The sequence below is a fragment of the Arthrobacter sp. HY1533 genome, from assembly GCF_027568515.1.
Taxonomy (GTDB): domain Bacteria; phylum Actinomycetota; class Actinomycetes; order Actinomycetales; family Micrococcaceae; genus Specibacter.
In genome coordinates this window covers 193076-211575 of the sequence record NZ_JANKZF010000006.1, presented here as the reverse complement: position 1 = coordinate 211575, position 18500 = coordinate 193076, and the positions used below count along the sequence as shown (strand labels likewise).

Annotated in this window: 18 protein-coding genes; 5 read left to right on the top strand and 13 right to left on the bottom strand. The window is 67.8% G+C overall.

Annotated elements, in window-relative coordinates; translation table 11 throughout:
- Window positions 1-89: 89 nt before the first annotated feature.
- The 3 genes from uriH to PCK14_RS07335 are packed head-to-tail and all read left to right on the top strand — an operon-like array spanning window position 90 to window position 3426.
- Complete coding sequence (gene uriH, locus PCK14_RS07345; protein ID WP_269937804.1) at window positions 90-1082, top strand: uridine-preferring nucleoside hydrolase UriH; 993 nt, start codon at window positions 90-92, stop codon at window positions 1080-1082.
- Between the two features lie 44 nt (window positions 1083-1126).
- Window positions 1127-2497 carry a uridine transporter UriT gene (gene uriT / locus PCK14_RS07340; protein ID WP_269937870.1) on the top strand — a complete coding sequence of 457 codons (1371 nt, stop codon included), beginning with the start codon at window positions 1127-1129 and terminating at the stop codon, window positions 2495-2497.
- Entirely contained in the window at window positions 2494-3426 is a 933-nt protein-coding gene (locus PCK14_RS07335; RefSeq protein WP_269937803.1) for a ribokinase, read from the top strand. Before uriT ends, PCK14_RS07335 begins: the two co-directional genes overlap by 4 nt.
- Before the next feature lie 204 nt (window positions 3427-3630).
- On the opposite strand, the gene panC is transcribed toward PCK14_RS07335, so the two are convergent.
- The 13 genes from panC to PCK14_RS07270 form a co-directional block, all read right to left on the bottom strand.
- On the bottom strand, window positions 3631-4557 hold the full coding sequence (gene panC / locus PCK14_RS07330; protein WP_269937869.1) for a pantoate--beta-alanine ligase: 927 nt from the start codon (window positions 4555-4557) through the stop codon (window positions 3631-3633).
- A 79-nt stretch (window positions 4558-4636) separates the two neighbouring features.
- On the bottom strand, window positions 4637-5563 hold the full coding sequence (locus tag PCK14_RS07325; protein ID WP_269937802.1) for a Rossmann-like and DUF2520 domain-containing protein: 927 nt from the start codon (window positions 5561-5563) through the stop codon (window positions 4637-4639).
- Window positions 5553-7073, bottom strand: a complete 1521-nt coding sequence (locus PCK14_RS07320) for a PH domain-containing protein (RefSeq protein WP_269937801.1) — start codon at window positions 7071-7073, stop codon at window positions 5553-5555. Before PCK14_RS07320 ends, PCK14_RS07325 begins: the two co-directional genes overlap by 11 nt.
- The gene (locus PCK14_RS07315; RefSeq protein WP_269937800.1) at window positions 7070-7591 is read right to left on the bottom strand and encodes a PH domain-containing protein; all 522 of its coding nucleotides are present in this window, start codon (window positions 7589-7591) and stop codon (window positions 7070-7072) included. The genes PCK14_RS07320 and PCK14_RS07315 overlap by 4 nt, the downstream gene beginning before the upstream one ends.
- Window positions 7584-8087 (bottom strand): DUF3180 domain-containing protein, encoded by a 504-nt coding sequence (locus PCK14_RS07310; protein WP_442864681.1) that lies wholly within the window; start codon window positions 8085-8087, stop codon window positions 7584-7586. Before PCK14_RS07310 ends, PCK14_RS07315 begins: the two co-directional genes overlap by 8 nt.
- A 136-nt stretch (window positions 8088-8223) precedes the next feature.
- Window positions 8224-8745, bottom strand: a complete 522-nt coding sequence (folK, locus tag PCK14_RS07305) for a 2-amino-4-hydroxy-6-hydroxymethyldihydropteridine diphosphokinase (protein ID WP_269937798.1) — start codon at window positions 8743-8745, stop codon at window positions 8224-8226.
- Entirely contained in the window at window positions 8742-9119 is a 378-nt protein-coding gene (gene folB, locus PCK14_RS07300) for a dihydroneopterin aldolase (RefSeq protein ID WP_269937797.1), read from the bottom strand. Before folB ends, folK begins: the two co-directional genes overlap by 4 nt.
- Window positions 9116-10066: a dihydropteroate synthase gene (gene folP, locus PCK14_RS07295; protein ID WP_269937796.1), complete on the bottom strand. Its 951-nt coding sequence runs from the start codon at window positions 10064-10066 to the stop codon at window positions 9116-9118. The genes folB and folP overlap by 4 nt, the downstream gene beginning before the upstream one ends.
- Window positions 10067-10075: 9 nt before the next feature.
- Complete coding sequence (folE, locus tag PCK14_RS07290) at window positions 10076-10696, bottom strand: GTP cyclohydrolase I FolE (RefSeq protein ID WP_269937795.1); 621 nt, start codon at window positions 10694-10696, stop codon at window positions 10076-10078.
- A gap of 24 nt (window positions 10697-10720) precedes the next feature.
- On the bottom strand, window positions 10721-12796 hold the full coding sequence (gene ftsH / locus PCK14_RS07285; RefSeq protein ID WP_269937794.1) for an ATP-dependent zinc metalloprotease FtsH: 2076 nt from the start codon (window positions 12794-12796) through the stop codon (window positions 10721-10723).
- A gap of 320 nt (window positions 12797-13116) precedes the next feature.
- Window positions 13117-13668: a hypoxanthine phosphoribosyltransferase gene (gene hpt, locus PCK14_RS07280; RefSeq protein WP_269937793.1), complete on the bottom strand. Its 552-nt coding sequence runs from the start codon at window positions 13666-13668 to the stop codon at window positions 13117-13119.
- Window positions 13669-13719: 51 nt separating this feature from the next.
- Window positions 13720-14823, bottom strand: coding sequence for a tRNA lysidine(34) synthetase TilS (tilS, locus tag PCK14_RS07275; RefSeq protein WP_269937792.1), 1104 nt, complete (start codon window positions 14821-14823; stop codon window positions 13720-13722).
- Window positions 14824-15999, bottom strand: a complete 1176-nt coding sequence (locus tag PCK14_RS07270) for a zinc-dependent metalloprotease (protein WP_269937791.1) — start codon at window positions 15997-15999, stop codon at window positions 14824-14826. It abuts the gene before it with no gap.
- A 221-nt stretch (window positions 16000-16220) separates the two neighbouring features.
- Between PCK14_RS07270 and PCK14_RS07265 the strand changes: the two genes are divergently transcribed.
- Together PCK14_RS07265 and PCK14_RS07260 are read left to right on the top strand one after the other, a co-directional pair.
- Entirely contained in the window at window positions 16221-16967 is a 747-nt protein-coding gene (locus PCK14_RS07265) for a response regulator transcription factor (protein ID WP_269937790.1), read from the top strand.
- On the top strand, window positions 16964-18469 hold the full coding sequence (locus tag PCK14_RS07260) for a sensor histidine kinase (RefSeq protein ID WP_269937789.1): 1506 nt from the start codon (window positions 16964-16966) through the stop codon (window positions 18467-18469). Before PCK14_RS07265 ends, PCK14_RS07260 begins: the two co-directional genes overlap by 4 nt.
- Window positions 18470-18500 lie beyond the last annotated feature (31 nt).

Genomic DNA, 18500 nt, shown 5'->3' with positions numbered 1-18500 from the left:
CGCTTAACGTGGATGGAGCGACCGTGCCGGGCAAGTCCCGCGCATGCCCCCGGCCAACCGGAGCCGCACCCCAACGACGTGGAGAAAAAGTGAACTCGGAAATACCTGCCACCCCTCAAACAGCAACGGCCACCGAGCCCCGCAAGATCATCCTTGACTGCGACCCCGGGCACGATGACGCCGTGGCCATGCTGCTGGCGCACGGCAACCCCAATATTGAGCTGCTGGCCGTGACCACAGTGGTGGGCAACCAGACCCTGGCCAAGGTCACCAGGAATGCGCTGAGCGTTGGCACCATCGCCGGCATCACCGGCGTCCCCTTCGCCGCCGGCTGCGACCGTCCCCTGGTGCGCAGCATTGAAACCGCGCCGGACATCCACGGCGAGTCCGGCATGGACGGCCCCGCCCAGCCCGAGTCCGCGATCGAGCTGGACCCGCGCCACGCCGTCGACCTCATCATTGACCTTGTCATGTCCCACGAGCCCGGCACCATCACCCTGGTTCCCACGGCCGGGCTGACCAACATCGCCATGGCTGCCCGCAAGGAACCGCGCATTGTGGAGCGGGTCAAGGAAGTCGTCCTCATGGGCGGCGGCTACCACGTGGGCAACTGGAGCCCCGTGGCCGAATTCAACATCAAGATCGACCCCGAGGCCGCCCACATCGTGTTCAACGCGGGCTGGGAAGTTGTCATGGTGGGCCTTGACCTGACGCACCAGGCGCTGGCCACCCCCGAGGTGTGCGCGGCCATCGACGCCGTGGGCACCAAGCCGGCCAAGTTCGTCATGGAGCTCATGGAGTTCTTCACCAAGACGTACAAGGACGCCCAGGGCTTTGACTACCCGCCCGTCCACGACCCCTGCGCCGTGGCCTACGTCATCGACCCCACCGTCATGACCACCCAGAAGGTCCCCGTCGACATCGAGTTGACCGGCACCCTGACGCTGGGCATGACAGTGGCCGATTTCCGCGCCCCTGCCCCCGCCGACTGCAAGACCTCCGTGGCAGTCAAGCTGGACCACGCGAAGTTCTGGAACATGGTCACCGACGCCCTGGTCAACATTGGCGAGGTTGACGCGTGAGCCTCTCCGTAAAAACCAGCAAGGCCGGCAACATCACGGCCCTGATGGTCGCACTGCTGACGGCCTGTGTGGCCTTCCAGCTCAACGCCTCCATGCTCAGCCCCGCCCTGGTCACCATGGGCGAGGAACTCAACGCCAGCCAGGCCGCCATTGGCCTGTCCCAGACCTGGTTCTTCACTGCCGCCGCCGTCTTCTCACTGTTCCTGCCGCGCCTGAGCGACATCATCGGGCGCAAGAAGGTCCTGGTGGGCATGATGATCCTGATGGGCGTGGGCTCCATCATCTCCGCCATGGCACCGGACATCACCTGGCTCTTCGTGGGCCGCATCATCCAAGGCGTCAGCGGCCCCACAGTCCCGCTGTGCCTGATCATGCTGCGCTCCGCCGTCAAGGACCCCAAGAAGTACGGGGCCCTCATGGGCCTGATCACGGCCGTCAACGGCGGCATCGCCGGCATTGACTCCTTTGTGGGCGGCTACTTTGCGGAGCACTTTGGCTTCCGCAGCATTTTCTGGCTCATGGTCGTCATCGCCGCTGTTGCCGTGGTCTTGATCGCACTCCTGGCCGGGGAGTCAAAGCCCGGCGAGGGCACCAAGATGGACTGGCTCGGCGTGTTCTTCATCGTCGTTGCCGTGGGTGCCCTGCTGACCGCGCTGAACGAGGCCAGCAAGCTCATTGGTGGCATGGCCACCGTCCCGCTCGTGACCTCCCTGGCACTGGCCCTGGTCTCCGTTGTCTCCTTCATGGCCTTCTGGAAGGTGGAGAAGGTGTCCCCGCACCCCATGGTTGAGACAGTGCACCTGCGCCAGCGCTCCACCTGGGCCCCGCTGCTGACCACCATGCTGACCATGACAGGCATCTTCGCGGTCATCAACGGCATTGTCCCGGCATTCGTGCAGGCTGTGGACCCCGGCTTTGGCATCGGCGCAACGCAGATGAGCCTGATCATCCTGACACCGTATGCCCTGCTGGGCTGGCTCTTCGGTCCCATCACGGGCCGCCTGGCCCCGGTCATCGGCTACACCACCATGCTGCGCGTGGGCCTGCTGGGCAGCATTGTTGCCCTGGCCATTGTTGGTTTCCTGGGCCTGCACAGCCTGCCGTGGATGATCACCGGAACCGTGTTGCTGGGCATCATGTACGCCGGTACGGTGAACATCATGCTCAATGGCCTTGGCGTGGTCCTCTCCCCCGAGGGAAACCCCGGATTCCTGCCCGGCATGAACGCCGGCGCCTTCAACCTCGGCGCCGGGCTCAGCTTCCTGGTCCTGCCGGCCGTCCTGGTTGCCACCGCCCCGCTGGGCGGCCACGGCTCCTACCTGACGGTGGTCATTGTTGCCCTCGCCATCACGGCGGCAGCCTTTGCCGCCTCCTTGCTGGTTCCCAAGCCCGTCGACGCAGAGGTTTCCCAATGACAGCAGCCCGCATAGTGGTGGCCGGTTCGCTCAACGCGGACCTCACCATTTACTCCGAACGCCTTCCCAACCCGGGCGAGACGCTGCACGGCAACGGCTTTGCCGTGAACCCGGGCGGCAAGAGCGCCAACCAGGCCGTTGCGGCGGCCAAGCTGGGCGGCACCGTCACCCTGCTGGGCGCCGTGGGCCAGGATCCCAACGGCGACATGCTCGTGGCCTCCACGGCCGGGGCAGGCGTGGATGTCAGCCATGTGCGCCGCACGGCCCAGCCCACGGGCGTTGCTGTCATCTCGGTTGATGCGGGCGGGGAAAACACCATCATCATCAACGCCGGCGCCAACGGCACCCTCTCCCCGGCCGACATGGCCCCGGCCCTGTTCGGGGACGCGGCCGTGGTGTGCCTGTGCCTGGAGGTCTCCCTGGAGACCGTGCAGGCTGCTGCCCAGGCCGGGCACGACGCCGGGGCAACAGTGCTGCTGAACCTCTCGCCCTACGCTCCCGTGGCCGATGCGCTCGCGCAGCTGACGGACGTGCTGCTGGTCAACGCCCACGAGGCCTCCCAGTTCCTGGGCGGCTTTGCCATGCCGGCCCCCGACGCACCTGTCGCGGACTGGCACGGCGCCATCGACAAGTTCGCCGCGCGCGGGCTGCACCAGGTCCTGGTGACACTAGGCTCACAGGGTTCCGTAGTGCTGGATTCCACCAACACCGCCGAGCCCGTGGTGCGCATTGCCCCGACAGTGGTTGACGCCGTTGACACCACAGGTGCCGGCGACGCCTTCACGGGCGCAGTTGCCGCACGCCTGGCCGACGGCAGCACGCTGGCCGATGCCGCCCGCTACGCCTCGGTTGCTGCGGCGCTGGCCGCAACAAAGAAGGGCACGCAGACCGCATACCCCACGGTGGCCGAGGTGGCTGCAAGGCTGTAGTCCCAGGCTCACGCAGAACGCCGGCTCCGCTGCCCTTCAAGGGCGGCAGAGCCGGCGTTTCCGTAGGCCGCGTAAAGGAGACCGAAAGGCCGCCCGCGGCCGTCGGGCGGATAGTCCCCACCCGCTCCCACTGCTCGCATGCTCGCAGCGGGCCCCTCGCGCCCGGGGGCCCAGCCGAGGAGATGCCGGTCTGCCGCCTGGCGGCTAACCGAGGAGCACGTTGTCGATGAGCCGGACGGGCCCCACCTTGGCCGCGATGATCGCCAGCGCCTGGCCCGTGAAGGGTGTGTCCTGGCAGAGCTCGGCCCGCACCGCGAGGGTGTCGGGGTCCACCACCTCCAGGTAGTCCAGTTCAACGCCCGGGGCGCTGCGCACCAGCTCCTCGGCGGAGCGAATGTCCAGCGGCTCGTGGGCGTCGGCACGGCCCTTGAGCAGCTCCAGGGCGCGTGAAAGCACCAGCGCCGATTCCCGCTCTTCGGCCGACAGGAAGCGGTTGCGGCTCGAGGAGGCGAGCCCGTCGGCGTCGCGGATGATGGGCACGGCCACAATGTCCACGGGGAAGTTCAGGTCCGCCACCATGCGCCGCACCAGGGCCAGCTGCTGGGCGTCCTTCTGGCCAAAGTAGGCCCGGTAGGCCGGGCGCCCGGAGCCATCCGGCGCGGCCAGGCCCGTGTTGGGCATGCCCACGTGGAGCAGCTTGGAAACCACTGTCAGGGCGCCGTCAAAGTGCCCGGGCCGGGAGGCCCCCTCGTGTATCTCGCCCATGGTTCCGCCCGTGACGCGGACCATGGGCTCGCCGCCGGGGTACATCTCCTCCACGGACGGGGCAAACATGATGTCCACGCCGGCCTCGCCCAGCAGGGCCAGGTCCGCCTCGGTGGTGCGAGGGTAGCGGGCCAGGTCGCCGGGGTCGCCGAACTGCAGTGGGTTGATGAACACGGTGGCCACCACCACGGAGTTCTCTTCAACTGCGGCACGGGCCAATGCTGCGTGGCCGTGGTGCAGGGCCCCCATGGTGGGGACCAGGCCCAGCGTGCCCGATTCTGCGGCACCGGCCCCGGCCCGTTCCTCCAGCAGCGCCGCGGTTGCGGCCTTCAGTTCGGCAATGGTTGTCACCAAGGCAATGCTCATGGTCTTCACTTTCTTCATTTCAGGACAGTCGACAACTCAAAAACTGCACGGCCCCCGCGTTCCGGGGCCGGGACGCGCCCTAGGCGCCGGTGGCCGCGCCGGAGGGCCCGGCGTCGTCCGCGGTGAGGGCGGCCTGCACGCCAAGGTAGGCCTCGGCGGAGAGGAGCCGGCGCTTGGCTGCGCGGGCGGCCGTTGCCGTGGCCATGGCGAGATAGGCGTCGAGGATGTCGGCCGCGCCGGTGTCCAGGGAGTGCTCGCGCAGGGCCGCCGCATGGGCGGCCACGGTTCCGGCGTCGCCGCGGGCCACGGGGCCGGTCAGCGCCGATTCACCGGAGGCCAGGGCGTTTTCCAGGGCCGCCCGCAGCAGCGGGCCCATGACCTGGTTGGGCGATTCCACGCCGATGTCGCCCAGCACCTGTGCCGCCTGTGCCACGAGCGTGACCATGTGGTTCGCGGAGTGGGCCAGGGCCGCGTGGTAGAGCACGCGGTCGGCCTCGGCGATGACCACGGGTTCGGCCCCCATTTCCACCACGAGCGCCTGTGCGATAGGCAACATGGCGGGATCGGCCGTGACGCCGAAGGTGCAATCCGGCAGCCGGTTCAAGTCAAGGCTCATGCCCGTGAACGTCATGGCGGGGTGCAGGGCCAGTGGGATGCCGCCAGCGGCCTTCACGGGGGCCAGGACACCCGTGCCGAAGCGGCCGGAGGTGTGTGCAACCAGCTGCCCGGCCTGCCAGGCCCCCATGGTGCCGAGCCCGGCCACGAGCTCGGGCAGCACGTCGTCGGGCACGGCCAGGAGCACCAGCTCGGCGCGTTCCACAATCTCGGCCACCTCAAGGACGGGGACCCCGGGCAGGAGCAGCTCGGCCCGCTCCTTAGATGCCTCGGACACGGCGGAAACACCGACGACGGCGTGCCCGGCTCCGCGCAGCGCTGCCCCCAGGACGGCGCCCACCTTGCCGGCGCCAATGATTCCGATGCCCAGCCGTCCCGGCTTAATCGCCACGGTTTGTCTCCTCATTGCTGTTGTTTGCTTCTGTTGGCGGCGGCGTGGCGGGCACCTCCGGCGCCAGCCATTTTTCCGCCCTGTGGATGCGCCGCGCCATGGCCGCCCGCAGGGCCTGGGCATCAAAGAGTGCCAGGGCGTTGGCCACCGACATGTGTTTCACGAGCGGCCGCACGGGCCCCACCGTCGAGTGCAGCTCAAAGCTGGCCAGTCCCAGGGCGGCCGCAAGCGGACCCTGGCGCAGACCCAGCGACTGCGTGCGCTCGTGCGGCACAACGTCCAGCTGCCGGTAAACGAAGCCGCGGCGGCACAGCAGCGCCGTTCCGGTGGCGTGGAAGGCGTTGCGCCGCCAGGCCAGGGGGTCGACCCAGCGGGCCTGGCGCGGCGAGTTCACAAAGCCCCCGTCCGTGCCCTTGCCGCGCAGCCCGGCCGTGAACACCTCGAAGGGCCGGTCCGTGCCGGGGTCCGGGAACACCAGGCCCAGCACTGTCATGACCTCATCAAGGGTGCCTGCGGGCAGGAGCACCGAGCGTGTGCCGTTCTGCGAGGAGTCCGCACCGTAGCCGGCCACGTTGACGTGCACCTTGTACCAGCCGGCCATCCGCCAGATGGGGCCCTGGGTGACGCCGACGGCCTGGACCCGGCCCGGCGGGATGGTCTGCGCGCGGGTTTCGAGCATGCCGTAGTGCAGGCGGACGCCGTCCGGGGACACGGCAACCCGGAAGTTGTAGTCCGTGGTGACGGCTTTCCAGTAGGCGGCAATGAAGGCAAGCGCAATGGGGATGGCCGCCACGAGGATGGAGGGCTCCTTGCTGAGGGAGACCACAACGGCCCCCGCAATGCCCACGATCAACAGGGAAACCGTGGTGCCGCTGAAGAACGCCGCACCGACAATGCGGCCAGGATTCAGCGTCAGGACATGGTTCTCCGGGGCCTCGTGGACCTGCCCCGGGGCCTGCGGGTCCATCGGAACGCCCGCCGCACGGGCAAGGATTGCCGCCCGCAGCCGCTTGGCCTCGTCCAGCTTCAGGAAGGACAGCTTCATGGCCGACTTCCCGCCGTCGGCCACCTCAAACTTCAGCTCCGCGAGCCCAAAGGCGCGCGCCACGAGCGGCTGCACAACGTCGATGGCCTGCACCCGGTCAATGCGCGCCTGGCGCTGCTGGCGGAAGACCACGCCGGAGTTGATGTGCACATGCTCATCCGTGACCTGGTAGCGGGTGAAGCGCCACGACAGGAAGAAGGAGATGCCGAAAATGACGACGGCGGCACCCACCACGGCGCCAATGATCCCCACGGGCGTCCCGCCAGTCACGGATCCCCCGTCCTCCCAGCCGCCGGCCAGCAGGGAGTCGAAGGAGTTGCGGCCAAAGATGAAAATGACCGCTGCCACGGCAACCCAGCCGCGGACCAAGGGCGAGACCGGGTGGACCCGGTGCCAGGTCTCTTCGGAGTCGGTGGTGAAGACGGGATCGGCGGAGAGGGGGCCGCCGGTGAGGGGGCCGCTCACAGCCCGGCCAATTTGGCCTCACCGCGGGCCGAAAGCGCCTCGCGCAGGCGTCCGGCCTCGGCGGCGGGCAGGCCGTTGATGACGGCGTTGGTGCCGGGGGATGCGGTGTGCAGGTGGATGGTGCTCAGGCCCAGCATGCGCTCCAGCGGACCCATGGTGACGTCCACGTACTGCATGCGGCCGTAGGGAACCACCATGACGCGGCGGAACAGGATGCCGCCCCTGACCAGCAGGTCCTCGTTGCGTTCGGCGTAGCCGATGGCCCGCACCTGGCGCGGGATCAGCACCATCTCCCACGCTGCGATGACAAGCACCACTGCGGGGGCCGCCCAGGCCAGCCAGGCCGGGTATCCGCCCCACACGCCCGTGAGCTTGAGGGCCAGCGGCACCATGGTGATGGCCAGAAAAATGAGAGCGCCGATGCCGGCGGAAATGAAGCGTGCGGTGATGAGCCGTTCGGAGACGCGCAGGAACTGCACACCCTCGGGGTCAATGGCGCTGCTGTGCTGCCTAGGCAAATTCTTCCTCTCCGTGTCCTTCGCGCTTGGTGCGTGGGGGCGCAGGCGGTTCGCCGTCCTCGGGCGGGAGCTTGCAAAAACGTTCGACGGCGACGCCCACGGCCACCATGACCACGCCGCCGGCCATGAGGGCTGCCATCTGCCAGATCACGCCCAGCTCGGTGCGCAGGCCCAGCGTTGGCAGCTGGTCCAGCAGGATCCCGGTGTGCCAGCCCAGCAGCACGGCCCCCGCGTAGGCGCAGGCCTGGGCCAGCACCACTGTGCGGGCGGCCATAAGCGGGTCAAGGACCTTGTCCCGCTTGCCGTCGCGCCAGCGGCGCACCTTCAGGCCCAGGATCAGGCACACAACAACTATGAGGCCCATCGTGGCGAGGGAACTGAGCGGCAGCACGGGCAGGGCCAGGCTGGCGCGGGAGGTCAGCTCGGTGGCCACCCATCCCAGGACGGCCAGGACAATGGCCACGGCCACCAGCCATGCAGGCCTGATGGTCCGCATCGTGCTTCTCATGTTCGCCTCATCGATTCGGTAGTGGACTTGCATCTTTAACCGTACTGGTTTTTCGCCGGCTTGGGACTTGCCGGGGTCCGGAGCCTGCCGTGCCCTTGCCGTTGCGCAGTGCGCGCGTTTCGGGCTAGGCGTCCTGCCCGGCTGTCCCGGGTGCGTGGGAGATGCCTGCCATGTCGGGCGCGGCGGCGGCCAGCTCGGCCACCGACTTGCCGTCCAGCGTGGCCGCAGGGTCCATGAGGGACCACGGGAACAGCACAAACGCTCGTTCGGCGGCGCGCGGGTGCGGCAGGGTCAGCACGGGGTCGGCGCTGGCCAGGTCCCCGTAAGTGATGATGTCCACGTCCAGGGTCCGGGCTCCCCAGCGCACCTCACGGGTGCGGTGGTGCGCGAGTTCCACGGCCTGGCAGTGTTCCAGCAGCTCCAGCGGCTCCAGCACGGTGTCCACGGCGATGACCATGTTCAGGAAGTCAGGCTGCCCCGGCGGGCCGCCCACCGGCTTGGTGGTGACCACTGGTGAGACGTTCTGGAGCCGGACCTCGGGGCGGTCCACGAGCTCGGCGACGGCCTCCATGAGGGTGCCTTCTCGTTCGCCGAGGTTGCTTCCCAGGGCCAGGATGGCCCGGGTCAGCGGGCGCACGGCGTTCATGCCCCGTCCCGTGTGCGGCGGACCGTGATACTGACGTCGCCAAACGGAACCTGGATGGGCGCCTTGGGCTTGTGGACAGTGACCTCGACGGCGTGCAGCACCGGGAAGTCGGCCAGCAGGCGCTCGGCCGTGCGGACGGTGAGGGTCTCAATCAGGTCAAAGGGCTCACCTGTCACCATGGCCACGATGGTTTCCGCGACGGCACCGTAGTCGGCGGTCTTGGACAGGTCGTCGGTGGCGGCGGCATCGGCGACGTCCATGAACAGCACGGCGTCGGTGATGAACGGCTGGCCGTCGCGCTTTTCATGGTCAAAAACGCCGTGGTAGCCAATGGCGGCGACGCCGGTGAGCCGGATCGTGTCGAGGTGCTTCACTTCTCACCCGCGGCAGCCAGGCGGGCCTCGCGGCTTGCCTTGCCGGCCCTCATCCGGGCGGCGACCTTGGCAGCGTCAAGGCTCGCGCCGACGTCGTGCACACGCACGCCCCACACGCCCTGCGCACCGGCCAGCGCCGTGGTGGCGGAGGTGGCGTCGTCGCGCTCCTTGGGGGCGGCGGCCTTGCCCGCGGTGGTCAGCAGCGAGCCGAGGAAGCGCTTGCGGGAGGTGCCCACCAGGATCTTGTTGCCCATTTCGGCAACGCGGTCCAGGTTGGCCAGCAGCTCCCAGTTCTGCTCGGCGTTCTTGGAGAAGCCGATGCCCGGGTCCACGATGAGCAGCTCGGGCTTGACCCCTGCGGCGTAGAAGCGTTCGCGGATCGCGGACATTTCCGCCACCACGTCCTCCACCACGTCGTTGTACTGCGTGAGTGAATCCATGTGGAGGGAGTCGCCGCGGCTGTGCATGAGCACGTAGGGCACCTGGCGTTCGGCGATCAGGGCGATCATGTCGGGGTGGACGTTGGCGCCGGAAACGTCGTTGATGAGCCCGGCACCGGCGTCGATGGCCAGGGCGGCCGTGGAGGCGTGGCGGGTGTCCACGCTCACCAGGGCACCGGCCTTGGCCAGGGTGGAGATTACGGGCAGGATGCGGGCCTGCTCCTCGGCCTCGTCCACGGGGGCCGCGCCGGGGCGGGTTGATTCGCCGCCGACGTCAATGATGTCGGCGCCGCCGTAGAACATGCGCAGGCCATGGGCAATGGCCGTTTCCATGGAGTTGTACTCGCCGCCGTCGCTGAAGGAGTCCGGGGTGCAGTTCAAGATCCCCATCACCACTGTGCGGTCCTGGGGCAGCGACGCAAAGGTTGCCACTGAGCGGCGGGCCCGCAGCACGGGCAGGGGGGATGTGGCCGGGCCCGTTCCGGGGGCGGCTGCGAGTGAATCCATGGTGTGTTGTTACCTTCCGAGAATCAGGCTCATGGCCTCGGCCCGGGTTGCGGGCTCGTGGAGCGAACCGCGCACCGCACTGGTGACGGTCTTGGCCCCTGGCTTGCGCACGCCACGCATGGACATGCACATGTGTTCGCATTCGATCACGACGATGGCACCCACGGGGTTGAGGTGCTCGATCAGCGCGTCGGCGATCTGGGTGGTCAGGCGTTCCTGAACCTGCGGGCGCTTGGCGTAAATGTCCACCAGGCGCGCCAGCTTGCTCAACCCGGTCACCCGGCCGTCGGCGGCCGGGATGTAGCCCACGTGCGCACTGCCGTGGAACGGCACCAGGTGGTGCTCGCAGGTGGAGTAGAACGGGATGTCCTTGACCAGCACCATTTCCTGGTGGGCAATGTCAAAGGTGGTGCCCAGGATTTCCGCCGGGTCCTGGTGGATGCCGGAGAACATTTCCGCGTACGCCTTGGCCACGCGCTTGGGCGTGTCCAGCAGGCCGCTGCGTTCCGGGTCCTCGCCGATGGACAGCAGGATTTCGCGGACCGCGGCCTCGATGCGGGGCAGGTCCACCTTGTGTCCGCCGGGGGTGCCGGCGGGCACAATGCCGTGGTCGTCGTCGTGCTCAGTCACGAAAGGGGATCCTTTTCTCTTGGATTACGGCTGGCCGGGCAGTGCCGGTCCGTCGCCCTTGCCCAGTTCAATGCCGGGCCGCTGGCCCGGGGCGTCGATGGCACCGTCCAGGTGGGCGCTGGCCAGCTGGTCCTGCGGGGACACGGCGTCCGGGCTTGGCAGGCCGGCGGCCTGCGCCTCCTGGCGCTCCTTCTCGGTCACCACGGGGGGCAGGTCCGAGACGGGGCGGGTGTCCTTGGACAGCCACACCTTGCGCTCGGCCGGCTTGCGCAGGTCCTTGAAGATTTCCGCAATCTCGGCCTGGTTGAGGGTCTCGCGCTCCAGCAGCTCCAGGGCCAGGCGGTCCAGGACGTCGCGGTTGGCGATGAGTGCCTCGTAGGCGTCGTCGTGGGCCTGGTCGATCAGCTTGCGGATTTCCTCATCCACCACAGCGGCGACGGATTCGGAGTAGTCGCGGTCGTGGCCTGCGCTGCCGCCCAGGAAGGGCTCGCCGCCTGCCGCGCCGAGCTTGACTGCGCCGATGCGCTCGCTCATGCCGTACTGGGTGACCATGGCGCGGGCCGTGGACGTGGCCTTCTCAATGTCGTTGGAGGCGCCCGTGGAGGGGTCGTGGAACACGATCTCCTCGGCGACGCGCCCGCCCATGGCGTACGCCATCTGGTCCAGGAGCTCGTTGCGGGTGATCGAGTACTTGTCGTCCTCGGGAACCACCATGGTGTAACCCAGGGCGCGGCCGCGGGGCAGGATGGTGATCTTGGTGACCGGGGCCGTGTTGTGCATGGCCGCGGCAACCAAGGCGTGGCCACCTTCGTGGTACGCGGTGATCTTGCGTTCCAGCTCCTTCATGACGCGGGTGCGCTTCTGCGGGCCGGCCATGACGCGGTCAATGGATTCATCAAGGGCGCGGTCGTCAATGAGCTGGGCGTTGGAGCGCGCAGTCAGCAGGGCGGCCTCGTTGAGCACGTTGGCAAGGTCGGCACCCGTGTAGCCGGGGGTCTTCTTGGCCACGGCGTTCAGGTCAACGCCGGGTGCCATGGGCTTGCCCTTGGCGTGCACCTTCAGGATCTGCTCGCGGCCGTGGCGGTCCGGGGCCTCGACGGGGATCTGGCGGTCGAAGCGGCCCGGGCGCAGCAGGGCGGGGTCCAGAACGTCGGGGCGGTTGGTGGCGGCGATCAGGATGACGTTCGTCTTGACGTCGAAGCCGTCCATTTCCACGAGCAGCTGGTTGAGTGTCTGCTCGCGTTCGTCGTTGCCGCCGCCAATGCCGGCGCCGCGGTGGCGGCCAACGGCGTCGATCTCGTCGACGAAGATGATGGCCGGTGCGTTGGACTTGGCCTGCTCAAACAGGTCGCGGACACGGGAGGCACCCACACCGACGAACATTTCAACAAAGTCGGAGCCGGAGATGGAGTAGAACGGCACGCCGGCCTCGCCCGCAACGGCGCGTGCCAGCAGGGTCTTGCCGGTTCCGGGAGGGCCGTAGAGCAGCACACCCTTGGGGATCTTGGCGCCCACGGCCGTGAACTTGTCCGGGCTCTGCAGGAAGTCCTTGATTTCGTGGAGTTCCTCCACGGCCTCGTCCGCGCCGGCCACGTCGCTGAAGGTGACCTGCGGGTGGTCCTTGGTGAGCAGCTTGGCCTTGGACTTGCCGAACTGCATGACCTTGGAACCGCCGCCCTGCATGCGCGAGAACAGGAACCAGAAGATCAGGCCAATGAGGATGAACGGGATCAGCAGGGACAGCATGCTGGACCAGAAGTTGTTGGACGCCGGCTGGTCGTCGAATTTCTCCAGGTTGGCGCTGTCAATGGCTGCCACCATGGTGGTTGCGCGGTAGCCGCCGTAGTAGAACTGGACGTTCTTGCCGGCCTTGCGGCCTTCGGCAGTCGTGTAGTCGTCCTTCAGGACCAGATCCACGCGGCCCTCGGAGCCAAAGACCTTGGCCGAGACGACCTTGTCGTTCTTGAGCAGGTCCAGTGCCTCAGAAGTGCCGATGCGGCTGGTGCCCGTGCCGGTCAATGTGAAAAGGCCGGCCCCGATGAGGACAACCACCACAATGATCCAGACAAACGGACCCTTGAAGAGTTTCTTGACTTTCATGTGTTCGAGGCCAGGCCTCGTCCCTCCTGCTCAACCAATTCTTACCGTGCAGGGTGCTTGAGACACATCCCCACAGAATAGCTTTACACCGTTCGCACTGCTACACGTGCGGGAACCGCCAATAGTTCCCTGAGGGCATAAATTCCGGCCGCCGAAAAAGTGACAAAACCAGCACCCGGCAAGGACCGCCGGCGCTGGCTCGACATTTTTCCGGCTGCTATCCGACCCCGTCGGCCGCGGGCGGCCTTAGGGGTCTCCTTTACGCAGCCTACAAAAAATGCCGACTCCAGCGCCTGTGCGCTGAAGTCGGCAAATTTGGGTTACTCGTAAACGTGCGGTGCGAGCGTGCCGATGAAGTCCAGGTTGCGGTACTTCTCGGCGAAGTCCAGGCCGTAGCCAACAACGAATTCGTTGGGGATCTCGTAGCCGACGTACTTGACGTCGATTTCCACCTTGGCGGCGTCGGGCTTGCGCAGCAGCGTGCAGATTTCCACGGAAGCCGGGCCACGGGACATCAGGTTGGCGCGCAGCCACGACAGGGTCAGGCCCGAGTCGATGATGTCCTCAACGATGAGGACGTGCTTGCCCATGAGGTCCGTTTCCAGGTCCTTGAGGATCCGGACAACGCCCGAGGACTGGGTGCCGGAGCCGTAGGAGGAGACAGCCATCCAGTCCATCGTGACGTGGCTGTGCAGCGCCCGGGACAGGTCGGCCATGACCATGACCGCGCCCTTCAGGACGCCGACCAGCAGGACGTCGCGGCCCTCGTAGTCTGCATCAATCTGCGCGGCCAGCTCGGCCACGCGTGTTTGGATTTGTTCCTTGCTGTAAAGAACATGCTTAAGATCGGCTTGGACGTCTTGTGAATCCACCCATGGCTCCTGGTTGTGAAGGTTTGCTACTGGCTTGGTGCTGCGGTGCGCCTACGTGGTGCGCTTAAGAACAAGCTTCCCATAGGCGCGGCCCTCGTGGGGAACACTTTCCTTGCGTGAAATGCGCCAGGCACTGACTTTGCCGGCCAGCTGCACCGGCCCCGCCGAGCCCTGGCGCGCCAGCAGGCTTTCCGCCGCGGCCAGCCGCTCAAGGCTCGGCTGGACGCCGCCAAGCTCGACGGCGGCCAGCGCCAACACCCTCATCCGCAGGGCCGGAGCCAGTGCCCTGAGCGCATCCTCGGGCAGGGAAATGGCGTCCGTGCCGCCGTTTTCGCCCCCGCGCTGGGCCAATTTTTCGTATTCGGCGGCTGCCAGCTCGTCCAGGAAGTCCGCGTCGTGGCCGAGGATCGCGGCCGAGCGGGCCAGTGATTCGGCCACGCCCGGGCCCAGCTCGGCGGCCAGGTGCGGGATGACGCTGCTGCGCACCCGCACCCGCAGGTAGGCGGGATCCTGGTTGGCGGGATCGTGCCACGGGTCAAGGTCCAGGGCATCGCATATGGCCAATGTCTCATCGCGCCGCAGCCCCAAAAACGGGCGCAGGTACATGCCGCGGCGTTCCCGCATGCCGGCCAGGGACCGGGTCCCGGAGCCGCGGGCCAGCCCCAGCAGGACCGATTCGGCCTGGTCGTCCATTGTGTGGCCAAGGAGCACATGGTCGGCACCGAGCTCCAGCGCCGTCGCCTCAAGTGCGGCAAAGCGGGCGGCGCGGGCGGCGGCTTCCGGGCCCACGCCGTCGTGCTCAAGGTCAACGGTGCGCACCACCACGGGGTCCAGGCCCAGGCCAGCAAGCACGGCAGCGGTGTTGCGGGCCACCGCGGCGCTGCCTTCCTGCATCTGGTGGTCCACCACCACGGCGCCCACGCGAACCTCGCCGCGCTGGGCAAAGAAGGCACAGACGGCGGCAAGGGCCAGGGAGTCGGGGCCGCCACTGCAGCCAACCAGCAGCAGGGGCGGCTTGTCCACGGGCCGGTTTTTGCCAGTGGTTTTCAGTCCCAGGAGTGCACCCACCATGGCACGGGCCTTGCCAACGGTGGGGTCCAGGCGGCCGCGGGGGCGGCTGGGGCGGGCTGCGGCGGGGAAGGAAATGGTTTCCATTTACAGTCCCATCCTTTCAATCCAGAGACGGGCGTTGTGGATTTCGGGTTCTGTGGGCAGGTTCTCCGCCTGCGTCCAGACGTTGTTGAAGCCGTCCATGCCCACCACGGCCACGGTGTCGCGGACAAACTTGGCGCCGTCGCTGTACTGGCGCATCTTGGCGTCCAGGCCCATGATGCTGCGGATGAACTTCTCAATGATGCCGCGGTCCTTGCCCCTGCTGTTGAAGCGCTGGCGGATGGTGCGCACCGTGGGGACAATGCTTTGGTCCACGCCGTCCATGACCACGTTGGCGTGCCCTTCAAGCAGGCTCATGACGGCCGTCAGGTGGGACAGGGCGGCTTTTTGCTCGGGGTTCTGGAGCAGGTCCAGGAGGCTGCCGCGGCTGCCTTCCGGTTCCTCCCCGCCGCGCCGGCTGCCCAGCGCCTTGGCGCTTTCCAGCAGGCGTTCGCCGAGCTTCTCCGAGTCGCCCACCAGGAGCGAGCCGAGCTTGCCAATTTCACCGAGCATGTGGTGGCGCAGCCAGGGCGCGGCGGCAAACTGCACGCGGTGGGTTTGCTCGTGCAGGCACACCCACAGGCGGAAGTCCGCGGGGTCCACCTTGAGTTCGCGTTCCACAGTGATGATGTTGGGGGCCACGAGCAGCAGGCGCCCGCCGGAGGCCTGGCTTGCCGCGCTGGCTGTGGGGGCCAGGGCGGAGAAGGGGTCGTACTGGCCCAGGACCTTGCTGGAGAGGAATGCCAGGGCGCCGCCCAGCTGGGCACCCGTGACGGTGGCGCTGAATGCTGCGGCCGGGCTGCCGGGTGTCGGGGCCGGCTTGCCCCCGGCCTTTGCCGTTTCTGCGGCCTTGTCGGCGAGCGCCCGCAGCACGGGGTCCATCATGACGGCGAAGCTTTGCGTGTTGGCCTTGGCCCAGGATGCCCTGTCCACCACCAGGACCTCGGAGTCGCGCAGGTCCCGCGCGGCCTCCAGCCTGCTGATTTCGTGGACGTGCGGCACTGATTTCTCGGCCATGGCGCGAAGGTTGTCCACCGCGGCGGAGATTTCCGAGCTCGGCAGGTCGGGGCCGGCGGGAGCCAGGTTTGCCGCCGTCCGGGCGGCCAGGTCCCAGTTGACCATGCCGGGGGACGCGGGCGGTGCGGCTGCTGCTTTGCTCTGCTTGCTCATGTCCACCATCAGATCACAGTTGGCTGGACGCGTGCGCTGCGGCCTGCCCCGGCAAGGGGCCGCGTTTCACAGCTTCAACACAGGAAGGATCTTGGCCGGGCATGGGAAACCCGGCCAGACTTTGATTAGACCCTGCAAAAAACACTGCCTTCACAGGGCGGCGCGCCGCTAGGGTGGAACCACCAGCCGCCGGCCGCCCCAGGGCCGGCCATCACGAGAGAAACGCACCCATGAGCGAGCCACAGCGGAATTCCTTCACCGACCTTCCGCAGCTGTCCCACCCGGACGGCAGCCCCATCCGCGCGCTGGTGGTTGACGACGAGGCGAGCCTGGCGGAACTGATCAGCATGGGCCTGCGCATGGCCGGCTGGGATGTTACCACGGCCCCCGACGGCGCCGAGGCTGTGCGCACGGCCCGCACCTTCCGCCCCGATGTGCTGGTCCTGGATGTCATGATGCCCGGCATGGACGGGATCGAGGCCCTGGGCAAGATCCGCGAGTTCGCCCCCAACATCCCGGCACTGTTTTTGACCGCGCGCGACGGCGTCCACGACCGGATTGCGGGCCTGGCGGCCGGGGGCGATGACTACGTGACAAAGCCCTTCAGCATGGAGGAACTCATGCTGCGCCTGCACCGGCTGGTGCAGCGCTCGGGCATCGCCTCATCCGACAACGCCGAGATTGTGGTGGGCGACCTTGTGCTGAACTTTGACACCCGCGAGGTCACCCGCGGCGGCACGGACATTGACCTGACGGCCACGCAGTGGGAGCTGCTGCGCTACCTCATGGAGAATGCGCGCAGGGTTGTCAGCAAGCCCCAGATCCTTGACCAGGTGTGGCACTACGACTTTGGCGGGCAGGCCAATATTGTGGAGCTGTACATCTCCTACCTGCGCAAGAAGATCGACGCCGGGCGCGCACCCATGATCCACACCGTCCGCGGCGTGGGGTACGTGCTGAAGCCGGCCGCTTCATGACCGGTCCCGCCGGATCCGCCACATCCGGCACGGACGCCCGGCCAGCAGCGCGCCGCAGCCACAGGCTGCGCACCAAGCTGATCGTTGCCATGCTGGCGCTGCTGGCGGCCATCTGCGCGAGTGTGGGGGTTGTCAGCCACCTCGCCATGAACACCTACCTCACGGCACAAATCGACTCCGGACTGCATGAGGCTGCCGCGCGTTCCTTCGGCCCCAAGGGACCTCCGCCGGGCAGCAGCACCACCGACCCGCTGCCTTCCGGCCAGCCCAACCCCCTGGACACCCGGGGCCAGCGCCCCGGCACCCTCCTGGCCCTGTTCGTGAAGGGCGTGGACACGTCCTCGGCTGTGGTGCAGAACGACGGCTCCACGGTCCCCCTGACAACGGCGGACCTGCTGCTCGTGGAGAAGCTGGACCCCAACGGCCCGCCCACCGAGCTGGCCCTGTCCAGCGGCCACTACCGGGTCTCCGCCTCCACGGCCATGACAGGCACCGGCGGGCTGCTGGTGACGGGGCTTTCCACCACCGAGCGCGACTCCATCCTGCGCTCCCTTGACCTGGTCACCACGGTTGTTTCGCTGGCCGGGCTGGGCATCATCGGCCTGGTGGGGACAGTCATTGTCCGCCGCTCGCTGCGGCCCCTGGATGAACTGTCCGCCGTGGCAACCACCGTGGCAACGCTGCCGCTGGAGTCCGGCGAGGCTGCCATTCATGTGCGGATTCCGCCCATGGCCGCCCAGCCCGGCACAGAGGTGGGCGAGGTGGGCGTGGCGTTCAACAACATGCTTGACCACCTGACCCGTGCCTTTGCCGCCCGGCATGCGGGCGAGGTGAAGGTGCGCCAGTTTGTGGCCGATGCCAGCCACGAGCTGCGCACGCCCCTGACCTCGATCCGCGGCTACACCGAACTGGTCCTGCTCAGTGAAAAGCTCACGCCCGCGGGCACGTCAGCCCTGCGCCGGGTGGACAGCGAATCCCGGCGCATGTCAGCGCTGGTTGAGGACCTGCTGCTGCTGGCCCGGCTCGACGAGGGCCAGCGCGGCGAACTGGCAGACGTTGACCTGACCGACCTGCTCATGGAAACCACGCAGGACAGCAAGGTGGCCGCCCGGGACCACCACTGGTCGCTGCAGCTGCCGGAGGAACCCGTTTCGGTGCACGCCGTGGAGTCGGAACTGCGCCAGGTCCTCATCAACCTGCTCTCCAACGCGGCCAAGCACACGCCCGCAGGCACCAGCATCCGGGTGGGCCTCGCGGTGGCCGGCGCAAGTGCCGAGTTGTCCATCGAGGACGACGGCGACGGAATCCCCCAGGAGTTCCTGGAGCACATCTTCACCCGCTTCAGCAGGGCCGACCCTGCCCGCGCCAGCAGCAGCGGAGGCAACAGCTCCGGGCTGGGGCTGGCCATAGTCCAGGCCCTGGCCGAGGCCAACGGCGGTTCCGTCGCGGTGGAAAGCACACCCGGCCGGACCCGCTTCACGCTCCGCCTGCCCACCATGTAGGGGCAGCCTGCCGGGCGCCGGGCGGGGCGCC

Coding starts and splice junctions, on each gene's coding strand:
- uriT (WP_269937870.1), top strand. CDS start 1,127: ATGGTCGCACTGCTGACGGCCTGTGTGGCCTTCCAGCTCAACGCCTCC.
- ftsH (WP_269937794.1), bottom strand. CDS start 12,796: ATGAAAGTCAAGAAACTCTTCAAGGGTCCGTTTGTCTGGATCATTGTG.
- PCK14_RS07270 (WP_269937791.1), bottom strand. CDS start 15,999: ATGGTGGACATGAGCAAGCAGAGCAAAGCAGCAGCCGCACCGCCCGCG.
- folP (WP_269937796.1), bottom strand. CDS start 10,066: ATGGATTCACTCGCAGCCGCCCCCGGAACGGGCCCGGCCACATCCCCC.
- PCK14_RS07265 (WP_269937790.1), top strand. CDS start 16,221: ATGAGCGAGCCACAGCGGAATTCCTTCACCGACCTTCCGCAGCTGTCC.
- PCK14_RS07335 (WP_269937803.1), top strand. CDS start 2,494: ATGACAGCAGCCCGCATAGTGGTGGCCGGTTCGCTCAACGCGGACCTC.
- folK (WP_269937798.1), bottom strand. CDS start 8,745: ATGAACGCCGTGCGCCCGCTGACCCGGGCCATCCTGGCCCTGGGAAGC.
- PCK14_RS07260 (WP_269937789.1), top strand. CDS start 16,964: ATGACCGGTCCCGCCGGATCCGCCACATCCGGCACGGACGCCCGGCCA.
- tilS (WP_269937792.1), bottom strand. CDS start 14,823: ATGGAAACCATTTCCTTCCCCGCCGCAGCCCGCCCCAGCCGCCCCCGC.
- PCK14_RS07310 (WP_442864681.1), bottom strand. CDS start 8,087: ATGCGGACCATCAGGCCTGCATGGCTGGTGGCCGTGGCCATTGTCCTG.
- panC (WP_269937869.1), bottom strand. CDS start 4,557: ATGAGCATTGCCTTGGTGACAACCATTGCCGAACTGAAGGCCGCAACC.